At 70.1% G+C, this 21,153-nt stretch carries 18 protein-coding genes; 10 read left to right on the top strand and 8 right to left on the bottom strand.

Features of this window, described 5'->3' with window-relative positions:
• The first annotated feature begins 3 nt into the window (after nucleotides 1–3).
• Entirely contained in the window at nucleotides 4–435 is a 432-nt protein-coding gene (locus MLE43_RS00295) for an RrF2 family transcriptional regulator (protein ID WP_243300628.1), read from the top strand.
• 28 nt (nucleotides 436–463) lie between these two features.
• Here the strand turns inward: MLE43_RS00295 and MLE43_RS00290 are convergent, their stop codons facing one another.
• Together MLE43_RS00290 and MLE43_RS00285 are read right to left on the bottom strand one after the other, a co-directional pair.
• Entirely contained in the window at nucleotides 464–1,855 is a 1,392-nt protein-coding gene (locus tag MLE43_RS00290) for an alanine/glycine:cation symporter family protein (RefSeq protein ID WP_243300627.1), read from the bottom strand.
• Nucleotides 1,856–1,895: 40 nt separating this feature from the next.
• Nucleotides 1,896–5,012 (bottom strand): C45 family autoproteolytic acyltransferase/hydrolase, encoded by a 3,117-nt coding sequence (locus tag MLE43_RS00285; protein WP_243300626.1) that lies wholly within the window; start codon nucleotides 5,010–5,012, stop codon nucleotides 1,896–1,898.
• Between the two features lie 89 nt (nucleotides 5,013–5,101).
• Here MLE43_RS00285 and MLE43_RS00280 point away from each other — a divergent pair, with 89 nt between their 5' ends.
• Entirely contained in the window at nucleotides 5,102–5,971 is an 870-nt protein-coding gene (locus MLE43_RS00280; RefSeq protein ID WP_243300625.1) for an RluA family pseudouridine synthase, read from the top strand.
• Nucleotides 5,968–6,915 carry a diacylglycerol/lipid kinase family protein gene (locus tag MLE43_RS00275; protein WP_243300624.1) on the top strand — a complete coding sequence of 316 codons (948 nt, stop codon included), beginning with the start codon at nucleotides 5,968–5,970 and terminating at the stop codon, nucleotides 6,913–6,915. Before MLE43_RS00280 ends, MLE43_RS00275 begins: the two co-directional genes overlap by 4 nt.
• A gap of 77 nt (nucleotides 6,916–6,992) precedes the next feature.
• Here the strand turns inward: MLE43_RS00275 and MLE43_RS00270 are convergent, their stop codons facing one another.
• Entirely contained in the window at nucleotides 6,993–7,670 is a 678-nt protein-coding gene (locus tag MLE43_RS00270) for a hypothetical protein (protein WP_243300623.1), read from the bottom strand.
• Nucleotides 7,671–7,962: 292 nt separating this feature from the next.
• On the opposite strand from MLE43_RS00270, the gene murC reads away from it, so the two are divergent.
• Genes murC through MLE43_RS00255 form a run of 3 tightly spaced genes read left to right on the top strand, consistent with a single transcriptional unit; the run spans nucleotide 7,963 to nucleotide 12,544 of the window.
• Nucleotides 7,963–9,330: a UDP-N-acetylmuramate--L-alanine ligase gene (murC, locus tag MLE43_RS00265; RefSeq protein WP_243300622.1), complete on the top strand. Its 1,368-nt coding sequence runs from the start codon at nucleotides 7,963–7,965 to the stop codon at nucleotides 9,328–9,330.
• A 2-nt stretch (nucleotides 9,331–9,332) separates the two neighbouring features.
• Nucleotides 9,333–11,951 (top strand): M14 family zinc carboxypeptidase, encoded by a 2,619-nt coding sequence (locus tag MLE43_RS14730; protein WP_275975975.1) that lies wholly within the window; start codon nucleotides 9,333–9,335, stop codon nucleotides 11,949–11,951.
• An 11-nt stretch (nucleotides 11,952–11,962) separates the two neighbouring features.
• Nucleotides 11,963–12,544 (top strand): UbiX family flavin prenyltransferase, encoded by a 582-nt coding sequence (locus MLE43_RS00255; protein WP_243300621.1) that lies wholly within the window; start codon nucleotides 11,963–11,965, stop codon nucleotides 12,542–12,544.
• A gap of 6 nt (nucleotides 12,545–12,550) precedes the next feature.
• On the opposite strand, the gene MLE43_RS00250 is transcribed toward MLE43_RS00255, so the two are convergent.
• From MLE43_RS00250 to MLE43_RS00240, 3 genes are all read right to left on the bottom strand, one after another.
• A complete protein-coding gene (locus MLE43_RS00250; RefSeq protein WP_243300620.1) occupies nucleotides 12,551–13,480 on the bottom strand; it encodes a cell division protein FtsX in 930 nt (309 codons plus the stop codon).
• A complete protein-coding gene (locus tag MLE43_RS00245; RefSeq protein WP_243300619.1) occupies nucleotides 13,477–14,562 on the bottom strand; it encodes a hypothetical protein in 1,086 nt (361 codons plus the stop codon). Before MLE43_RS00245 ends, MLE43_RS00250 begins: the two co-directional genes overlap by 4 nt.
• Before the next feature lie 114 nt (nucleotides 14,563–14,676).
• Complete coding sequence (locus MLE43_RS00240) at nucleotides 14,677–15,678, bottom strand: DUF4388 domain-containing protein (RefSeq protein WP_243300618.1); 1,002 nt, start codon at nucleotides 15,676–15,678, stop codon at nucleotides 14,677–14,679.
• A gap of 106 nt (nucleotides 15,679–15,784) precedes the next feature.
• On the opposite strand from MLE43_RS00240, the gene ribB reads away from it, so the two are divergent.
• The 3 genes from ribB to trxA are packed head-to-tail and all read left to right on the top strand — an operon-like array spanning nucleotide 15,785 to nucleotide 17,729.
• Complete coding sequence (gene ribB, locus MLE43_RS00235) at nucleotides 15,785–16,900, top strand: 3,4-dihydroxy-2-butanone-4-phosphate synthase (protein ID WP_243300617.1); 1,116 nt, start codon at nucleotides 15,785–15,787, stop codon at nucleotides 16,898–16,900.
• A complete protein-coding gene (locus MLE43_RS00230; protein ID WP_243300616.1) occupies nucleotides 16,897–17,391 on the top strand; it encodes a Crp/Fnr family transcriptional regulator in 495 nt (164 codons plus the stop codon). Before ribB ends, MLE43_RS00230 begins: the two co-directional genes overlap by 4 nt.
• Before the next feature lie 17 nt (nucleotides 17,392–17,408).
• Entirely contained in the window at nucleotides 17,409–17,729 is a 321-nt protein-coding gene (gene trxA, locus MLE43_RS00225) for a thioredoxin (protein ID WP_043483480.1), read from the top strand.
• Between the two features lie 80 nt (nucleotides 17,730–17,809).
• On the opposite strand, the gene MLE43_RS00220 is transcribed toward trxA, so the two are convergent.
• Nucleotides 17,810–18,721: an ATP-binding response regulator gene (locus tag MLE43_RS00220; RefSeq protein WP_243300615.1), complete on the bottom strand. Its 912-nt coding sequence runs from the start codon at nucleotides 18,719–18,721 to the stop codon at nucleotides 17,810–17,812.
• A gap of 23 nt (nucleotides 18,722–18,744) precedes the next feature.
• Nucleotides 18,745–20,022: a 3-deoxy-D-manno-octulosonic acid transferase gene (locus tag MLE43_RS00215; protein WP_243300614.1), complete on the bottom strand. Its 1,278-nt coding sequence runs from the start codon at nucleotides 20,020–20,022 to the stop codon at nucleotides 18,745–18,747.
• 59 nt (nucleotides 20,023–20,081) lie between these two features.
• Here MLE43_RS00215 and MLE43_RS00210 point away from each other — a divergent pair, with 59 nt between their 5' ends.
• Entirely contained in the window at nucleotides 20,082–21,092 is a 1,011-nt protein-coding gene (locus MLE43_RS00210) for a CobW family GTP-binding protein (RefSeq protein ID WP_243300613.1), read from the top strand.
• The last annotated feature ends 61 nt before the right edge of the window (nucleotides 21,093–21,153 follow it).

Below are 21,153 nucleotides of genomic sequence, written 5' to 3'. Positions count from 1 at the left end.
CGCATGTTGAAGGGTTCAGCCAAAGGGCGCTACGGGCTGCTGCTCATGGTGGAACTGGCCCTCCATGCGGGCCGGGGCCCGGTCCTGATGGCGGACATCGCCGAGCGTCAGGCGCTCCCGGTCAAGTTCCTCCGCGTGCTCCTGGGGAACCTCAAGGCCGCCGGCCTGGTCAAGGTGCAGCGCGGCCCCAATGGCGGCTGCGAGCTGACACGCCACCCCAGCCACATCACGGCCCTGGAGGTGCTGGAGGCCCTTGAAGGCCGCTTCACCACCGGCGGCCTGCCCGCCGATGCGACTTCCGGCGCCCGCGCCATCCGCGAGCTCTGGTCCCGCAGCACCGAGGCCGCCCGGGTGGTCCTCCGGGGCACCACGCTGGCCGACCTCGCCGACCGGCACCAGGCGCTGGAAGTGGACAGCCAGGGCTACTCGATCTGAGCCCGGTCCCGACGGGCGACCCCGCGCTTCAGGCCTCCTTCGACGTGGCGTAACGGGCCGCGAGACCCACCAGGCCCACCAGACCGATCATGTTCGGGAAGACCTGCACCACGCTCATGAGGTCACCCCAGGCCCAGACGGCGGAGGGCTTGGCGATGGCTCCGAAGGGGATCAGCAGGCAGTAGACCCAGCGGTAGGCCTTCGTCCCCCGGCCGCGGAACAGGTATTCCATCGCCTGCTCGCCGAAGAAGGCCCACCCGATGAGGGTCGTGTAGCCGAAGAGGAACGAGCAGAAGGCGACGATCCACCCGCCCAGGGTGGGCATCGAGGTGTTGAAGGCGGCCGCCACGGCGGCCGTGCTGGTCAGGCCCGCGCCGCCCGCCCGGATGGCCGCGATGGACCGCTGGGCCACGCCGCTCACGAGGATCGTCAGCGCGCTGATGGACGAGGTCACACAGGAGATGATGAAGGTCTCCATGACGGCGTTGAGCCCCTGCCGGTCGGGGCGGTCGCTCCGGGCCGTGCCGTAGGCCATGGCCGCCGAGCCGTAGCCCGCCTCGTTGGCATACACGCCCCGCGCCACGCCGTACCGCATGGCGATGACGACACCCAGGCCCGCTGCCGTGCCGCCCGCGGCCCGGAAGGAGAAGGCCTCCCGGAACACCGTGGCCAGCACGCCCGGCAGCGCCGGGAGGTGCGTGAGGAGGACGATCAGGCCGCCGAGGAGGTAGAGGCCGACCTTGAGCGGGGCGAGCTTTTCCGCCACCCGGCCGATGGTTTTGATCCCGCCGATGACCACCGCCCAGGTGAGGACGCACACGGCCAGCCCCGTGAAGAGGGCGGTCCGTGACACGCCGCCCAGCCAGGGGAGGCTCACTTCCCCACCGGGAAACACCTGCGCCATGGCCACCCCGATGGAGTTCGGCTGCGAGAAGGGGGCCGTCGTGAGGGCCGCCAGGCAGGAGGCCAGGGCGAAGGTCCACGCGAGCGCCGGGGACTTCAACCCGTCGCGCAGGTAGTACATGGGCCCGCTCCGGACGGAGTCGCCGTGGACCACGCGGAAGTGGAGGCCGAGCACCGCCTCGCAGAACTTGATCGCGGTGGCGAAGAAGCCGAAGCACCAGATCCAGAAGAGCGCGCCCGGCCCGCCCGAGATGATGGCCGTGGCCACCCCGGCGATGTTGCCGGTGCCGATGGAGGCCCCCAGGGCCGTCATGAAGGCCTGGAAGGGCGTCAGGGGCCCACCGGCCGTCCTCGACTGCTCGGCGACCATCGCGCCGAGGGCCTCCCGGAACCGGCGCAGCTGCACCCATCCCAGCCGCAGCGTCAGGAAGACGCCGCCCCCCATCAGCACGATCAGGATCCATGGCATGAACAGCCAATCGGCCAGGCGCTGGATGAGGTCGGAGAGGTTGGTCATGGGCTGTCCGTCCAGGTTAGCCCATGACCCCGGCACCTTCTCAGGGTTTGAGGTCGGCCACCATGCCTTCGGCTGCGGCCTGCCCCTTGTCCTTGACCTCGCTGCCCCGATAGATCGTCCAGCCGGGCAGGCCCCGGGGCACGGCCTTCGTCATGGCCCACTGCTGGACGCGGCTGTTGGCGACGACGAACACCAGCATGCGCCTGGGGTTCCAGGGATTGGGGAAGGCAGCCAGGAGGCCGTCGTCGGGGCGGCCGTAGGTGCGGCCCTGCCACACGAACCAGCCCGGGCCGGCCTCGAAGGGCAGCCTGCCCTCAGCCTGGAGGCGCGCGGCGATCCCGTTCTCAGCCGGGCCACCGAAGAGCACCAGATCGTGGGCGGTCAGGTCGGCGTCGCTCACCTCGGCATCGGGTTTCACGGGCAGCAGCACCTCGGTCATGTTGTCGGCCAGGGCTTCGCGATAGTTCAGCGCGAGGGTGCGCTGGGCCTCCACCTCGCGGGCGGTGCCGAAGACCAGGAGGGTGGCGCTCCAATCGTCCAGCACATTGCCCGGAACCCAGAAGTTGACGCGGGGCATGGGCAGGTCGTGGCCAGCGTTGAAGACGATCCGCGTGGGCTTCGACTCGCTCCGGAAGCTGAACACGGCCCGGGGGCCCGGCACGGCCATCCGCTCCAGCCGAGCTCCCTTTTCGGTTTCCAGGCTGGCGAAGGCCACGAAGGGATAGGCCACGCCGGTCTGGTCGACTTCGACCTTCACCTGGTAGGCCTCGCCGACCTTCTCCACCCGGGCCTTGAAGCCCGGCCGGGGCAGATCGGCCCGCTCCAGCCATGGCTTCAGAATGGGCGCCACATCCTGCCCGGCCCCTTCGGACAGGGCCTTCAGGATCTCGGCGGTGGAGGCGGCCTTCCCGGCGAAGCGGCCGTGGACGGCCCCCATGGCCTTGGCGAAGGCCCCATTGCCCAGCTGCAGGCGCAGCTGGTGCAGGGCGAAGACGCCCCGGAGGCGGGGAATCTGGTAGGCGCCGTAACGGTCGTAGTCCGTGACCGTCGCCAGCGGGGCCTTGGCCCCTTCCGTGGCACCCAGCCAGAGGTGGCGGGTGGTCAGGTCGGCCAGCGCGGCGCCCTGCGCCTCGAAGGCCTTCGCCGGCGTGGCCGGCAGGTGCTTCAGCTGCTGCCAGTAGGCCGCGGAGCCGCTGACGAACCAGTTGTCCGCATCCGACGCGGGCCTGACCGTCCCGGTCCAGAGCCCCTTCGGGTCGAAGCTGTAGGCCTCCTTCACCGAAGCCACCTCAGGCGAGGGCGCCGCCTTCGCCTGCTTCTCTTCTTTCCAGGCCACCCGGGCGGCCTGGAGCTTGCCCGTCACCCAGATGGGGCTGAACGCCGTGTACCCGTAGGTCAGGTGGGGCGTGGCGCCCGGCAGATCCGCGATCCAGCGGCCGCCGACCAGCTTCTCACGCTGGGTCGTCTTGCCCTGATGGGCGATGAAGACGAGCTTCTCGGCCATTTCCGAGGTGGTCAGCTTGGCATCGCAGGCGTGGGGGCGATTGATGGGGCTGCTGGCCATCAGGCGGGTGGAGGCGTCGATGTCGAAGCCGCCCTTCCCGTAGGTCTTGAACGCCTCCTGGAAGGCGATGTCGCGGTTCCAGGTGTTGAAGGCCAGGTCCGCGGGCGCATTGTCGGGGTTGGCCACATACTCCCCGCGCACCTCAAGGTCGCGGTTGTTGTTGTTGGCCCAGATGAAGTCCCGGTGGTTCCCGGGTGTGTCGGCGGCCTTGTCCCTGGTGCCGGTGCGCCACAGCCGGGTCTTCTCGGTGCCCAGCAGGAAGCAGGCGCCTTCGTCCGTCTTGGTGTCGGCCATGGTCCAGTCGTTGGTGTAGAGGCCGTTGTTCTGCTTGAAGAGGATGGCGGCGGCCTCGTCGATGCCATGGGCATACTGGGCCGCCTTGCGGATGCGGTTGCTCTGGGGTGTGCCGTCGGCGTTGAAGGGCGTCTGGCCCACCGTGGTCTCGCCCATCACCAGGCCCGAGGCGTTGAGGTACCAGTCAGTGCCGCTGTGGATGCCGCCGGCGAAGGTCTGCATCACCAGGCGCTGGCCCTTCTCGGGAACGATGTCCAGCATCACGTTCCACTCGGTGCCCGTATAGCCGTTCCACATGAACATCTGCGTGAAGATGAAGCGGCCGGACCGGGTGGCGCCCTTGGTGGCCACGAAGGAGGAGCAGTGGTCGCCCTTCCCGCCCTGTTCCATCTCCTCGTCGCCGGTCATGAAGGTGCGCCCGGCGAGGGGGTTCGAGGCATGCGCCAGGCCTTCGCGCAGCTGGCTCATGTCCACGGCGCTGTTCAGCGTGACGATGTCCAGCAGATCCACCGGGCGGCCCTTGAACACCACTCCAGCCTTCGCGGCGCCATCGGCGATCCCCTTCATCTCCTCGAGATACTCCACGTCGTACTTGCGGAAGAAGAGGGCGTCCGCCATCTGGCGCTGGTCGGCCCAGCCCTGGACGGGGTCGGCGGCATTCTTCAACACGCCGAGCTTGGTCATGTAGCGCACGATCTCCTCGGCCATGAGCTCACCGTGCTGGCGGCCCCGGGCATAGGGCGTGCCCTCGATGTGCAGGAAGGTCCAGCCGCCCATCTCGTAGCGGAAGCCCTTGCCCGCCCAGCGCACCGTCTGCATGGGGATGAAGGCGGTGACGTCCTCGACCTTCTCCAGTCTCACGCCGCTGAAGATGGCGGCGCCCGTGGCCTTCCCATTGCGGCCCAGGTGCAGCTGCACGCGATCCGCGGGGGCGGTGGCCAGGAACAGGACGGAGACCTTGCGCTCGGAGGTGCCGGCCACGCTCTGCGAGGCGTTGGTGAAGGGGAAGCTCTCCATGGACAGGCAGGCGCCCAGGGCCGTGGGATACCGGGCCAGCGCGTCGGCCTTCACGCCTTCGGCGCGGATGGTGGCGCTCAGTCGGTACAGCTCGCCCACCTTCAGCGTCACGGGGGCCGAGGCCAGCACGGCCTCTGAACCTTCCGCGGCGGCCTGCAGGCGGAGCCCTCGGGCCTGGCCCGTGGAGCCGGGCTTCAAGGTAAAGCCGGACATCGGGATGTCGGCAGCCGTGGCCAGCACAGCCAGGGCCATCAGCAGCCCGGCACGGAGCATTCGGATCATGGGGAACCTCCGCCTTCAGCATGCCAAACTCATCCCCCGAAATCGCCTCGCTTTTTGAGGCAATCCGGCGCAGCGGCTACCCTGGGGACATGGCGCTGAAAAAATGGACCTTCACCGTGGACCCCGAGGACGCGGAGCTGCGTCTGGACCAGCTCATCGCCAAGCGCACGGACCTGTCCCGCCGGGCGGCCCGGGAGGCCCTGAAGCTGGGCGGCGTGCAGGTGGACCGCAAGCGGTTGAAGGTGGCCGGCAAGCTCGTGAAGCCGGGGCTCGAGGTCCGCGTGGCCTACGATCCCGACTTGCCGCCCGTGCCGACGACGGCCATTCCCATCGTCTTCGAGGACGCCTGGCTCCTGGCGGTGGACAAGCCCGCGGGGATCGCCACCCAGGGCACCTGGGCCACGGACCGCCATGACCTGCTGGCCCTGCTGAAGACCCAGCGTCCGGACCTGAAGCTCTTCCTGCACCATCGGCTGGATCAGGGCACCTCGGGCCTGCTGGTGCTGGCCAAGGACCCGAAAGCGAACAAAGGGCTGGCGGAGGCCTTTGCGGGCCGGGACCTTGAGAAGCTCTACCTCGCCAGGGTCTCCGAGCCCCTGGCCGCCTGCACCGTGGAGGCCCCCATCGGCCGGATCCGCGGCGCCGATCCCGGCCGCTTCGGCTGCGAGGGCGACCTCCTGGAGCCCAAGTCCGCCCGCACGGATTTCCGGCCCGCCACCGACGAAGAAACGGCCGGCCTCACCCCCGGCCACTACCTCGTGGCCCGCATCCACACCGGCCGCACGCACCAGATCCGCGTGCACCTCGCCCACCTGGGCCGGCCCATCCTCGGCGACGCCCTCTATGGCGGCGCGCCCTCCGACCGTCTCTGGCTCCACGCCTGGCGACTGGGTCTGAAGCACCCCGTCACGGGCGAGGACCTGAGGCTGGAGGCCCCCCCCGCGAGATTCCGGCCATGAGGCTGCCCATCCTCTTCAACCCCGCCTCGGGCACCACCCCCAAGGATCCGGACGCCCTGCTGCGGCCCCTGCCGAAGGAACTCCGGGAGCGCGTGGAGCCCATCCCCTTCGGCCCGCCCTGGGACTTCGCACCTGCCATCGACCAGGCCCGGCGGGCGGAGGGTCCCCTGATCGTCTGGGGCGGGGACGGCACGATCCACCACGCGGCCAGGGCGCTGATCGATCGCGGGTGCCCCGTGCCCCTCGGCGCCATCCCCGGCGGCAGCGGCAACGGCCTGGTGCGGGGGCTCCGGACGCCGCTGGAGCCTTTGGGCGCGCTGCAGCGCCTGCTGGATGGCCGGGAGCTGCGCATGGACCTGCCCCGCCTCGACGGGGCCCCCTTCCTGAATGTCTGCGGCACAGGTTTCGAGGCCGCGGTGGCCCACCGCTTCGACGGCATGGCCGGCCGCGGCTTCCTTACCTACGCCCGCGCCTGCTGGCAGCTCTGGCGCACCTGGACCGGGACGGGCCTGGCCTGGGACGCGGAACTGGCGCCCATGCCTGAGCCCACGGGGCGGCTCGACCGCCTCCGGCAGGCCTTCAAGGTCCCTGAAGCGGCGCTGCCGGAGCATGCCTGGAGCCTCTGCTTCGCCAACCTGCCCACCTACGGCAGCGGCCTTTGGATCGCTCCGGGCGCGGACCCCACGGACGGCTGCCTCCAGTGGGCCACCCTGGCCCGGCCCTCGTGGTTCGACCTGCTGGCGGAAGCGCCCACCTTGTTCCGGGAGGGCGGCCATACCCCCCTCCGCCACGAAGGACGCCTGCGCCGCGCCACCCTGCGCCTGGAGCGCCCCCTGCCCTGGCACCTCGACGGGGAGCCCGTGGCCGAGCGCGATCGCGCCGACCTCACCATCGATGCGCGGGCCTTCCGGATGCAGGTGACCGGGGCGTGTCCCTGGCAGTAGGCGCAGCCATGCGAAGGAACGGCCCCGCCCGGGGCCGTTCCTTCGCTGGAGGCCCTATCTAGTGAGGAAACACCGCTCTAGTGAGGAAACACCGCCGGCCCGGTCAGGCTGGGTCCCCGGAATTCGGCGCTGACGCTGGGGCTGGCCCCCCACAGGCCGGCCACCATCTTCACCTGGCTCAGGTCCACCTTGGCCGGATCCCAGTCCCGGCGGATGACCAGGGTGTAGGGGTTCTTCGCATCGGACCACCAGGCCGGGTCGTCCACGATGACGTAGACGGCGGTGGCCTCCTTGTTGGGGTTCTTGTAGGTCACAAGGATCGGCTGGGGCGCTATGGCAGCCTGCAACATGCCGGGCCCGGGATGGCCCCACTTGTCCACCAGCATGAGCCGGAACCAGCCCAGTTTGGCGTGCTGGACTTCGATCTGGACCGTGCCTCCCACGGGAACCGAGACGCCGTAGGCGCGCCAGCCGGCAGGCATCTGGACATAGTCGGTCAGGGCGTCCACGGAGTCGCCCAGCGGCGTCACCGGGATGAATCCCCGGCGCGAAAGCCACTGGATCTCGGCCATGAGGTCCCGCTGACGCCAGTAGAGCCCCGTGGGATAGACGGTGCAGCGGTTCCAGGCGGGCGGCACCACCACGCGAGTGCCCGGGTACAGGCTCACGCGGTTGATCGGGGGCGCCAGGGCCGTCGGACGGGGGTCCACCTGACGGGTGCGGGGCCCCGGACGGTTCGACGACCGGTCGATCATGTCCGGCCTCGACACGGGTCCGGACGGGACGGGGCGGGACGCGTCCGGCGCCGGCCGGTCGACGGGGGCGCGCATGGGCTGTGGCGATTCGCGACGGCTCCGCTCCTGTTGTGGCGCAGCGCTACAGACGGCCCCAGCCAGCAGCAGGGCCGAAAAGACGGTCGCGACGTGGCATTGCGGGCTTCGGGATCTCATCGCACACCCCCGGGGTTCCAGTGGAACGCCATTATCAAGCCAGAGCCATGCCAGCGGCTGGAGTATTCTGGCAATTCCTAAAGATGGGGGACTCAAGGTGTTCGGCAAGATCCAGCACATCCATTTCGTGGGCATCGGCGGCATCGGGATGTCGGGCATCGCCGAGGTGCTCGCCAACCTGGGTCACAAGGTCTCCGGCTCCGATCTCAAGGAAAGCGCCGTGACCCAGCGCCTCCGCAGCCTGGGCATCACCGTGCACCTGGGCCACGACGGCCGGGCCATCGAAGGCGCCCAGGTGGTGGTCATCAGTTCGGCCGTGAAGGGCGACAACCCCGAGGTCGTGGCCGCCCACGCCGCCAAGGTGCCGGTGATCCCCCGGGGCGAGATGCTGGCGGAGCTGATGCGCATGAAATACGGCGTGGCCGTGGCGGGCTCCCACGGGAAGACCACCACCACCAGCATGGTGGCCCAGGTGCTCAGCCACGGCGGCCTGGACCCCACCATCGTCATCGGCGGCAAGCTGGGCATCCTCGGCAGCAATGCCAAGCTGGGCAAGGGCCCCGTCCTGGTGGCCGAGGCCGACGAGAGCGACGGCAGCTTCCTCATGCTGAACCCCACCCTGGCCACCATCACCAACATCGACCGGGAGCACCTGGACCACTACAAGGATCTGGACGAGATCCAGGATGCCTTCGTGGCGTTCGCCAACAAGGTGCCCTTCTACGGCTCTGTCTTCCTCTGCATGGACGATCCCCACGCCGCGGCCGTGCGCCCGCGCCTGAAGCGCCAAGTGCGCACCTACGGCACCCACCCCCAGGTGGACATCCGGGCCCAGGAGATCCGCCAGGAGGGCTTCCACACCCACTTCAAGGTCCGCGCCTACGGTGAGGATCTGGGCGCCTTCAGCCTGGGCGTGCCCGGCCACCACATGGTGCTGAACGCCCTCGCCGCCATCGGCATCGCCCTCGAGCTCGAGGTGGAGCGCGAGGTCATCCGCACCAGCCTGGCCGAGTTCACGGGCGCCGACCGGCGCTTCCAGCCCAAGGGCGAGAAGAACGGCGTGCTGGTGGTCGACGACTACGGGCACCACCCCACGGAGATCGCCGCCACCCTCGCCGCGGCCCGCGCGGGCTTCCCGGACCGCCGCATCGTGGCGGCCTTCCAGCCGCACCGCTACAGCCGCACCAAGGCCCTGCTCGACGAGTTCGGCACGGCGTTCTTCGAGGCGGATTCCGTGGTGGTCACGGATATCTACCCCGCGGGCGAACCGCCCATCCAGGGCGTGGACAGTGCCGCCGTGGCCGAGGCCCTGCGGTCCCACGGCCAGAAGGACGTCCACCTGGCCGGGCGCATCGAGGATCTGCCCGAGGTCCTCAAGCGCCTCACCCGCAGTGGGGATCTGCTCATCACCTTCGGCGCGGGCTCCATCACCCAGGCGGGGCCGGCCTTCCTGGGCCTGGACTGACCATGGCCTTCGCGCCGCCCCGCCTGCTGCCCGTCCTGGTCGCCATCGCCCCTCTGCTGGCGGGGCTTCCACCGGGTCTGCTGCCGGCGAGCAACGCCCGCCCGGAGGTTCCCCAGCCGGACCTCGGGACCCGCTACACTCCCCACCCTGCGCTGATGGCCTATGTCCGCGCCCTGGCCGCCGCCGCACCGGACCGGGTGAAACTCCTCACCCTGAATGTCACGGAAGAAGGCCGCGAGCAGCCCTTCCTCGTCATCAGCTCGCCGGAGAACCTGCGGCGGCTGGACGAGTTCCAGGCCAGCAACGCGAAACTCGCGGATCCCCGGACCTGCGGGGAGGACGAAGCGCGCCGGATCGCAGAGACCCAGCCCACCTTCGTCTGGCTGGGCTACTCGGTCCATGGATCGGAGGCGTCCGGCGCCGAGGCGGCGCTGGCCGTGGCCTACCATTTCGCCGCCGCCCGCGGTCCGGAGGTGCTGAAGCAGCTGGACCGCGTGGTCCTCCTCATGGATCTCACGCAGAACCCCGATGGCCTGGCCCGGCATCTCCAGGCGGTGGCGGAGGCCGCGACGCCCTTCCACACCAGCGATCCGATGGATGCGCAGAACACCGGCCGGTGGCCCGGCGGCCGCTTCAACCACCGGCTCTTCGACCTGAACCGCGACTGGGCCTGGCAGACCCAGGGCGAATCCCGCGCCAAGGCCGCCGCCTTCCTGCGCTGGAACCCCCAGGTGCTGGCGGACCACCACGAGATGTGGCCCGAGGCCACCTACTATTTCCCGCCGACCATGCAGCCGATCCACGAGGCCCTGCCGCCGGTCCTCTCCGGCCGCTGGCAGGTGGCGTTCGGCAAGGGCCTGGCCCGGGCCTTCGACGCCCGCGGCTGGGCCTACTTCAGCCGCGACGTGTTCGACCTCTTCTACCCCGGCTACGGCGATTCCTGGCCCACCTTCCAGGGGGCCGTGGGCATGACCTTCGAAGTGGCCGGCCAGGGCGGCCCCGCCTACAAGCGCCAGGACGGCGAGATCCTCACCCTCGAGGCCCGCATCCAGCGCCATGTGGCGGCGAGCCTGGCCACCGTGGCCACGGCCGCGGCGGAGCGCCAGGCCCTGCTCTGGGACTTCCAGAGGATCCGCCGCGAGCGCCTGGCCCAGGGCGACCGCGCCGGGGCCTTCCTGTTGGCGGAAGGCGAGGATCCCGGCCGCGCCCGGGCCCTGGTGGACCTGCTGGGGCGCAACGGCATCGAGGTGCTCCGCACCACGGCCGACCTGGGCACCACCGGCCTGGAGCCGGTCGGCCTGGCCAAGGCCCCCGGCCTGCCCGCCGGCAGCTACCTGGTGCCCCTCGACCAGCCCCGCGGCGGCCTCGCCCAGGCTCTGCTCGAGGGCGAGGCCCACATGGGCCCCAAGCCCACGTATGACATCACCGCCTGGAGCCTGCCCCTGGCCTTCCACGTCCCGGCCTGGTGGGCGAAGACGCGACCCCGGATCGCCACGGCCCCTCTCGCCGTGGCTCAGGAAGGGGCGATCCCCACAGCCGCCTGGGGGTATCTGATCCCCGGCGGGCACGAAGGTGTCGAACGCACCCTGGCGACCTTGCACCAGGAGGGCTTCAAGGCCACGGCCCTGGCGGAAGCCGCTCTGTTCAAGGGCCGGCGCCTCCCGCCGGGCACCCTTGTCCTGGCCCGGCGCACGAATCCGGAAGCTCTCGCCGGGCGTCTCCAGAGCCTCGCGCTGGAGAACCACCACCCCGTGGTGGCCGTGGACACCGCCCAGATGGATGCCGGACCGGATCTGGGTTCCAACCGCGCCCTGATCCTCCGCACGCCCCGCATCGCCGTGCTCATGGACCGCCCCGCCAACCCCATGGCCTTCGGCGCCCTGGCCCACACCCTGACCGAGGCGGGCCTCCCGTTCGTGCAGCTGCGGGCTGACCGGCTCGGCGCCACTCCGCTGGCCCGCTTCACCCACGTGGTCGTGGTGGACGATGGCGCCCAGGGCAAGGCCTGGCAGCAGACCCTCGGCGAGGGTGGCGCGGCCAAGCTGAAGGCCTGGATCACGGAGGGCGGCAGCCTGCTCGCCTTCCAGGGTGGCGCGGCCTACGCCTCCCGGGCCGGCCTCACCCCCACGGGCTACCACCTGCTGGCCAGGGCCGCCGAGGAGGCCCGGCTCAAGGAGAAGGACCCCAAGCGCGAAGCCACCAAGGCCGATCCCGCCGAGCTGGTGAAACCCTGGGACAAGCGGGAGGAGCGCACCCTGGAGGAGAGCATCCCCGGGGCCTTCCTGAGGGTCCAGGTGGATGGCAGCCATCCCCTGGCCTGGGGTCTCCACGCCGAAGGCGGGGCTGCGGTCATGGCCACCAGCGATCCCATCCTCGAGCTGAGCCCCGGCGGCGAGAACCCCCTCCACTACGGCAAGGAGGACCTGAAAGTCTCCGGCCTGGTCCCCAGGGCGATGGAGGCGAAGCTCCACCAGACCGCCTACGCCTTCCGCGAGAAGCTCGGCCAGGGCGCCGTGATCCTGGTGGCGGGCGATCCCGTCTTCCGCGGCCAGGAGCCCTTCACCCGGCGCCTGCTGTTCAACGCCATTTTCTTCGGGGCCTACCGCCCCGCGCCGGAATGAGGGACACCCGAATGACGACCGCCCGCGGCCTCCGCTTCACGCTCGCCATCACCGGCGCCTCGGGCTCGGGCTTTGGCGTGGCGGCGCTGCGGCGCCTCTCCGCCAGTCCCGCGGTCGAACAGATCGCACTGCTGCTGTCCCCCACGGGGAAGCGCTGCCTGCTGGACGAGACGGGCCTCACGCCGAAGGACCTGGCCGCCCTGCCCAAGGTGGGTCTGCGCGACGAGCGTGATCTGGGTGCCGACATCTCGTCCGGTTCCTTCCGGCACGACGGCATGGCCATCGTGCCGTGCAGCGCGGGCGCCCTGGGCCGCATCGCCTCGGGTGTGAGCGAATCCCTGGTGAGTCGTGCCGCCGACGTGTGCCTCAAGGAGCGCCGCCCCCTCGTGCTCTGCCTGCGCGAGACGCCCCTGAACCGCGTCCACCTGGAGAACATGCTGCGCGTCCACGATGCGGGCGCCGTGGTCATGCCCATCATGCCCGGCTTCTACAGCGGCCCGAAGTCGCTCGACGACCTCTTCGACACCTTCGCCACCCGCGTGCTGGACCAGCTGGGGCTGCGCGAGGAAGACCCGCGGCGGTGGAAGAGCTAGGACCGCCTAGCCCGCACTCTCCAGCAGCGCGGCCTCGGCGCGCTGGGCGCGGCGGGTGGTCCAGAACGCCCACAGAGCGCCCAGAGCGCCCGTGACGGCTCCCACGAAGGCCAGCAGCGCCATGCTGCCCGCCGAGAAGAAGCCCAGCCGCGCCAGGTCCACCAGCAGGGGCGACAGGCCGCCCATGCCCCGGGAGACGGGCAGCCACAGGCCGAAGAGGCCCAGCAGGGCCAGCAGGCTGCCCCCCAGTCCGAGGGCCGCACCCTCCAGCACGAGCGGGGTGCGGATGAAGCTTTCGGAGGCTCCCACAAGGCGCATGATGGCGATCTCCTCCTCGCGGGCCAGGATGCTCATGCGGATGACGTTGCCCGTGGCGAAGCCCGCCGCCACCAGCAGCACGACACCCAAGCTGGCCAGCGCCGAGCGCAGCATGCGGGCCATGTGCTGGATCTGCTCCAGCCGCTCCTGGTCGGCCAGCACGTCGCCCACGCCCGGAAGGCCCCGCAGGCTCGCGCCCACCTCCACGGCCTTGCTGGTCTCAGCCAGGTCCTTGCGCAGGCTCAGTTCGAGGCTCTCGGGCAGGGCATCCTGGCCGGCGCTTTCCAGCAGCAGCCCGGCCTCCCGGGTCGCGGACTGGAACCGCTGGCGGTTCTCCGCCGCCGGCACCCGGCGCACCTCCCGGAAGCGCGGATCGCGCCGGAGTCGGGCCTCCGCCTCGTCCAGCGTCTTCCCGTCGGCGGCGTAGACCACCACCTTGGCCATGTCCTCCATGCGCCCCACGAAGCGGTCGAGGCTTTCCACCAGCAGCAGCCCGCCGCCCGCCAGAAGCAGGCCGGAAGCCAGGGTGAGGACCGCCAGCAGGTACTGGCCCCGGTGCCGGAAGAGATCCCGCAGCACATCCTGGAGCAGCAGGCCGAGCAGGCGGAGCGCGGTCACGAGGCGTTCCCGTCCACCGCCACACCCTTGAAGAGGGAGGTGGCGGGCGAGGCGGTGATGGTCTTCGCCGCGGTGCCGCCCATGGGCGATTTCCAGAGGTCGATGGTGCCGAAGGCCGTGGCCCCGGTCCCCCGCAGGCCCACCAGCCAGTCCTTGGTGCCGGCGTGGGCGATGACCCGGAGGTTGGGCTGGTCTGCGGCGCTCCCCAGGGTCGCGGTCGGGGCCTGGTCGTAGGCCTGGCCGAACATCCCGGTGGTGAAGACCAGGATCGGGGCCGTCGAGGCCCCGGCGTCGGTGTTGTGGCGGGCCACGAAGAGGTAGCCGTTGCCCGAATCGAGGGCGAGGGAGCCGTACTGGCCGAGGAGCGTCGAGGGGCCGATGATCGTGTTGGCGCTGGTGAATCCCGAGGAGGTCCCCTTCCGGAGGCGGGGTCCGGTGTAGGTCGTCACGGTTCCCACCGTGTCGCCGGAGAGCATGAAGGCGTAGACGGAGCCCGAAGCGGAGGCGACCCCCGTCCCGCCGCTGTCCCCGCTGGCCAGGAGCGCCTGCAGCGTGATCGTGGCGCTCTGGGGCTGGGTGCTGGCGTTGGCAACCACCCAGATCTGGGTGCCGCTGCTGCCGTTCTCGGTGATGTAGAGGGTATCGGTCTGGGGATCCAGGCTCGCCTGCCCAAAGGTGGAGCTGGAGAGGCGGCCCGTGCTGGACAGGCTGAAGGAGACCACGTCGGAACTGGCGACGTCTCCGCTCTGGGTCCGGATGTTGCTCACCCGCACGATGGTGCCGGTGTCCGAAACCAGGTAGAGGTAGCCGTTCTGCCGGTCGAAGCAGAGCCCGCCCCAGGCCAGGCTGCCGATCTTGCTGCTGAAGACCGAGGAGGTGATGGTCTTGCTGGGGGCCACGGTGGTGCCGGTGTTGTCGTACAGGGCGCTCAGGTCGCTCCAGACGAGCACCGAGCTGGTGGTGCTGTCGTAGGCGTAGAGGGCGACCCCGGCCGTGCCTCCCGAACTGCCATCGGGTTCCTTGCAGCCCATGGCCATCAGCAGGAGGGTGGCCGCAAGGCCTGCGAGAAGACGTCGGATCATGGGAGACCGCCTGCGGGGTGGCTTAGGGCGCCGTGAGATGAGATGCCCAGGGCGCGCGCGATGTTCCCGGTGCCGGACACCCGTGCGGGAAGAGATCGGATCATGGAAGGCGGCCTACTTGGTCGCGAAGAGCGCCTTGAGGTGGGTGTTCAGCGTGCGCACCATATCGGCGTCGCACCCTGCATCCACCGCGCCGCGGCTGATGGCCAGAGCGAGGTTCTTCACCGCCTCGGGACCATCGCCGGAAATGATCTGCTGGGTGGCCTTGGCCTGGAGCCGGTTCACCATCTCGTGCTGGGCCTCGGGCAACACCATCTTCGCGGCCTGGGCGATCCGCTGGGTGAAGTTCATGAGCTTGACCATGCGCTGGGGATCGTCCATCGGGGCGGGCTTGGCGGGCGCAGGGGCCGCGGCAGTCACGCTGCCGGCCGGCTCGGGCAGGGGCTCGATGCTTTCGGGGAAGCCCGCGGGACTCGGCGGCGGCACGGCGACAGGGCTTCCCATCTGGACCGGCGGAGCCGGCGCAGGTTCGGGCACCGCAGGCGCCTCGATCTTGGGCGGCTTGCCCGACCGGATGCCCTTGAGCACCACGTGACCGGCCATGACCAGGCCGTAGAGGTCCTTGGCGATGGTGAGCACCGGCTTCTGCATCGCCTCGGCGACCTCGGCGACGCTGTAGTAACCCGTGGACAGCGCCAGGGCCCGCGCCTCCCGGGCGTTCACGCCGTGCGGCGTCTCCCCGGGGAGCAGCGTGGAGGCGGGATAGAGGTCCACGGAGGGGATCTTCTGGCTGATGACCCGCCACTCGTCCATGCGGCGTCCCAACTCCATGAGGATGGAGGCATTGGGCTTGGTGATGGTGGACGGCACATCGGGCACCAGTTCTTCGAACCGGTAGGTGCCATCGAGCCAGAGGGCCACTTCCATGAGGGCCTCGAAGCCTTCGCCGGCCTGCGTGACCGCATGGATGATCCGCCCGTCCTTCAGGTAGATGCGGGCGCGCGAAGCCTCCTGCTGCACATGGAAGCACCCCGACTTCCCGCCCTGGCTCACGAGCTGGATGATATCGGGCAGCGGCGCCTCGCGCATGGAGCCTTGGATCACACCCTGGGACATGGGTTGTTCCTCTCGTCGGGAAAATAAAGGCCTACAGAAGATGTTCAACCTTACCACGGAGTGCGCCCTTCCCCCCCGGGTCCTCCTGCGCGATGCTGGGGTGTCTATGAGCACCCGCCCCGACTCCCCTTTCGCCTCCATCGAGGAGGCCATCGACACCATCCGGCAGGGCCGCATGGTGGTGGTGGTCGATGACGAGGACCGGGAGAATGAGGGTGATCTGACCCTGGCCGCCGAGCACGTGACACCCGAGACCATCGCCTTCATGGCCACCTACGGGCGGGGGCTGATCTGCGCCGCCCTGGAGGGCTCGGTGCTGGACCGGCTCCAGATCCCCCTCATGGTCCGGGACAACACCAGCCCCTTCGAGACGGCCTTCTGCATCTCCGTGGAGGCCCGCGAGGGCACCACCACGGGCATCAGCGCCCAGGACCGGGCCCGCACCATCCAGGCCCTCATCGCCCCGGATGCCAAGCCCCAGCACTTCGTGAAGCCCGGCCATGTCTTCCCCCTGCGGGCCCGGCCCGGCGGCGTGCTCACCCGCACGGGCCAGACCGAGGCCAGCGTGGACCTGGCGCGGCTGGCGGGCCTCCACCCCAGCGGCGTCATCTGCGAGATCATGAAGGATGACGGCACCATGGCCCGCGTGCCGGACCTGGTCCCCTTCTGCCGCCAGCATGGGCTCCCGCTCGTGACCGTGGCGGACCTGGTGGCCTACCGTCTCCGCCAGGAGCCCCTGGTCTCACCCCTCGAAGTCCGGGCCATGCCCAGCCAATGGGGGGCCCTGAAGGTCCACCGCTTCCAGAGCCTGCTGGATGGGGGCAGCCACCTGGCCTTCGTGCTGGGCGACCTGGGCGGTGAGCCGCCCCTGGTGCGGGTCCACGTCGAGACCCTGCCCGACGACCTGCATGGGTTCGAGACCGGCCTCTTCCAGAAGGCCATGGCCGCCATCTCGAAGGAGGGCCGGGGCGTCCTGGTCTACCTGCGCCGGCACGCGCACACCCCGGGCATCGCCGACGAGGGCCACGCCCAGCTCCAGGCCATGAACGACCGGGATTTCGGCGTGGGTGCCCAGATCCTGCGCCAGCTTGGGGTTGGCAAAATGCGCCTCCTGAGCCGGCACGAAACCAAGTACATTGGGCTGCGCGGTTTCGGCCTCGACATCTGCTCGCACGTGCCCCTGGAACCATCCCCGGACCAGCCCCATACGGATCGGCAGTGATCGATACCCTCTTCCTGACCCGCTCGCCCTTGTTCCGGAATCTGGACGAGGCGGAGCGTGCGCAGATCCTGATGATCGGCCAGGTCCGCCAGGTCAAGGCCGGCGACGTGATCTTCCGGGAGGGGGATGCCGGCGACGGCCTCTTCATCGTCCTGAAGGGCTCGGTGCGCATCTCCAAGCAGGGTTCCACCGGCGAGGAGGCCCTGGCCGTGCTGGAACCGCCCGCCTTTTTCGGGGAAATGGCGCTCATCGACCTCGCCGCCCGGGCGGCGGACGCCATCGCCAACGAGCCCGGCGAGCTGTTCTTCATCCCCCTGCAGGACCTGCGCTCCCTCATCGAGGTGCAGCACAAGGTCGCCCTCAAGATCCTCTACGCTCTCTGTGAAGTGCTGGCCCAGCGCCTGCGGGAGACCAACGACCGCTACATGAGCATCTTCACCATTGCCCAGTGGGGGGGTGCCAATCCTGGTGGCCCTCTGCCCGTACCCTGAACCTGAAAGGAGTTTTCATGTCCGACCTCGTTGCGCACATCACCGACGCCGAGTTCCCCCAGGCCGTCGCCCAGGGTGTCACCCTCGTGGATTTCTGGGCCCCCTGGTGCGGCCCCTGCAAGATGATCGCCCCCGTCCTGGACGAGCTGGCCGCCGAGATGAAGGGCCAGGCCAAGTTCGTGAAGATGAACGTGGACGAGAACCCGCAGGTGGCCGGCCAGTTCGGCATCATGAGCATCCCCACCCTGATCGTGTTCAAGGACGGCAAACCCGTGAACAAGCTCATCGGTGGCCAGCCCAAGCCCCAGCTGAAGGCGTTCGTGGAGAGCGCGTTCTGATTAGCTATCAGCTGTCAGCTCTCAGTAAAAGCGCCGGGGCGACCCGGCGCTTTCTTTGGCTTAAGGCTGATAGCTGATAGCTATTTCCTTCGGAGCACCAACCGCACCTGGTTCCCCTTCTCGTTGAAGTGGACCTCGTCCATCACGAGGAGGATGAGGGGCAGGCCCCGACCGCAGTGGGGAGCCATCTCAGAGTCCGGCTGCGGGGGAGCCAGCTGGCTGGCGTCGAAACCCCGGCCTTCATCGCTGATCTCCACCTCGAACCGCTCGGTGTCCATGGCCAGCCGCACTTCGACCAGCCGCCCGGCATAGTTGGGATCCGCCATGCGCTTCTCGCGGAGCGCGGCGTAGGGATCCTCTTCAGCGAAGAGGTCCCCCTTGAGGCGCGAGTCGAGGTCGAGGTTCCCGTGCTCCAGGGCGTTCACCAGGGCCTCGTGGATGGCCATCGCGATGACGTCGATGTTGCTGGCGGAGGCGAACCCCATGGGCACGAGCCGGTCCGTGAGGTGGTGCATCAGGCTCGGGATGTCCAGTTCGTCGGACCGGAACAGGAAGTGCCGCCGCTCGTTCACCAGGCCCCGCAGGCCATCGTCGGCCTTGCGGAGGTCCCGGTGCAGGTCCACCAGGTGGAACACGCTCTGCACCAGATCCCGCAGGGCGATGGGCTTCATGAACAGGTTGGACGCCCCCAGGCGCATGGCCTGGATGGCGTAGTCCATCGAAGCCTGGCCCGTCATGAGCGCCACCGGCAGGTGGGGGTGGGTCGCCTTCACCTTGTGGATGACATCGAACCCGTCCATGCCCTCCATGTTGATGTCGCTGAGGACCAGATCGAACGCCGGGGCGTTGGGGTTCTGGAGGAGCTCCATGGCCTGCGCCGCATCGGGATAGGCATGGACCTCCATCCCGTAGTGGGCCAGGGCCGACTGGACCATCTCGAGTACGGCGGAATCGTCATCGATCAGGAGGATGTGCGTTCCGCGGCGGATCATGGAGGCTCCGTCCCGTCAGGATACTAGAAGCGCGCCCCGGCGGCCGGAACGCCCGCGGGTGCTTCAAGGTACGGCGCCAACAGGCCGAGCGTGCGGGCGAGGGTGCCCTGGAGGGACTCGGGCACCGGGAGCGGGCCCTGTGGGCGCAGCGGCAGGGAGGCCAGGGCCTCCGCCGTGACTTGGGCCAGGTCCGAGGCGTCGACCACCCGCAGCAGGCCCGCGTCCCGCAGGGGGGGCACCAGATCCTCGAAATTGGCGAAGCCGGGACCCACGAAGGCCGGCACGCCCGCGCGGACCGGCTCCAGCGGGTTGTGCCCGCCTTCCGCAGCCCAGCCCCCGGCCACCAGGGCCAGCGTCCCCTCGCCGTAGGCGGCCGCAAGGTCCCCCAGCGTATCCAGGAGCAGCACCTCCACTTGCGACCAGACCGTGGTCCCAGGCCAGTCCAGGGAGGCCCGGCGGAAGGCGAGGCTGCGCCCTGCCAGCAGATCGGCCACCTCATTGAAGCGGCGGGGCTGACGAGGGGCGAGAATGAGGCGCAGGCCGGGAACCCGCTCCCGCGCCCGCTGCCAGGCCTCGATCACCAGGCTCTCCTCGCCGTCCACCGTGTTCCCGGCCACCACCACCCGGTGCGCCGCCCAGGCCTCCCGCAGGGCCGCCCAGCCTGCAGGCAGGGGGCGCGGCGGGGGGAGGTCGGCCTTGAGGTTGCCGCCCAGGTGGACTTCCCTGGCTCCCAGGCGACGGAACGCCTCCGCGCTGGCCTCGTCGCGGGCCGCCACCAGGCTGAGCCGCGAGGCCGCGCGCCGCAGCCAGGGACCCCCCCGCTGGGAAGACCGCTCCGTGAGCCGGCCGTTCACCACGATGCGGGGGATGCCGCGGGCTTCGAGGGCCCGGAGCAGGCCGGGCCAGAGTTCCGTCTCCAGGGCGAGGAAAGCGGCCGGCGCACGGCGCAGGAAGGGTTCCAGACCCGCGGGATCATCCAGGGGGAAGGCCCCTCCGCTGACCCGGCCCGTGCCATCGTCCCAGCCCGGCAGCCGCCGGGCCATCAAGGCCATGCCCGCCGGGGTGCCGGTGCTGATGTGGACGCGATGTCCCGCCTCCCGAAGCCGCCCCACCAGGCCATCCGCCAGCAGCAGCTCGCCCACGCTCACCGCATGCAGCCAGATCCAGCCTCTCTCAGGCAGGTCCGGCGCCTCGGCCTCCAGGCGGAGCCGCCAGGCCTCGGGCAGGCCCCGGACGCAACTCCGGGCCAGAGCCCCTGCCAGGGAGGCCGCCGCCAGGTAGCTGAAGTCGAGGAGATCCACGCTTCCACGCTCTCACATTTAGAGCGGCTGACAAAACCCGTGACCGGCATCATGGAGGGATGACCGGATCCGCCCTGCTCGAAGTCCTCATCGTCACCGGCCCCCTGGGCGCCGGGAAGACCACCGTCGTGAACCGGCTGTTGAAGGCCGAGGTGGCGGCGGGCCGCCGGGTGGCGGTCCTCATCAACGAGTTCGGCGCCATCAGCGTGGATGGCACCCTGGTCGATGCCGAGCGGCCGGAACTCGCCGGCGTGGAGAATCTCGTCAACGGCTGCGTCTGCTGCAGCCTGCGCAACGATGTGGTGGCCACCCTGCAGGCCTGGTGCGACCAGCCCGAAGACCGGCGGCCCGAACGCGTGGTCCTGGAGACCACGGGCCTGGCCGATCCCACGGATCTCCTCGACCTCGAACAGGAGGCCGCGCTGGCGGGTCGCCTGCGGCTCGCGGGCCTGCTCACGGTGATCTCCAGCCTGGCCCCGGTGGATCACCTGAAGACCAGGCCCCTGCTCCATCGCCAGGCAGCGCTGGCCAGCCTCATCCACCTGAGCAAGGCGGATCTCGATCCCTCCGCCGCCGTGGCCTGGGAAAGCGAATTGCGCGCCGCCTTCCGGCAGATCCCCCTGGTGCCGACCCGGCATGGCATGGCCCCCGAAGGCAGCCCGGATCCCTGGCGCGGCGACCTGCGCCCTCTGCCCGAAGGCTGGGAGGCGGCCGAGGGCCTGAGCTTCGCGGAAGCCCGCTCGCTCACCCTGCACTGGGACCACCCCGTGGACCCCGCCGCCCTGGAGGCCCTGCTCCTGGCGCCGCCGGCGGCCGGTGAGCTGCTCCGGGCCAAAGGCGTGTGCGCCTTCGCGGGCTGGGCCGCCCGGAACGACGGCAGCGATCGCTGGGCCTTCCAGCTGGCGGATGGCCGTCTGGAGATCTCGCCATTGCCCCTGTCCGCCGATGGCACCCCTCCGGCCTGCGCGGCCGTGGTCATCGGCACCGGATTGGAGGCCCTGCACTGGAAGAAGGCCTTGCGCAACCTGGAATGCGCCCCCGCGGGCCAGCGCAGAAAAACATCGCTCTGACACAGATCTGACGCCTGCAGGAGGCCAGATCCGCGCCCCCTTGGTATCATCGCATTTCCCC

The organism is Geothrix oryzisoli (assembly GCF_022808865.1).
In the GTDB taxonomy this organism is placed as follows: Bacteria; Acidobacteriota; Holophagae; order Holophagales; family Holophagaceae; genus Geothrix; species Geothrix oryzisoli.
Note: the sequence above shows the minus strand (reverse complement) of the source record. Positions and strands in the feature narration are given on the sequence as shown.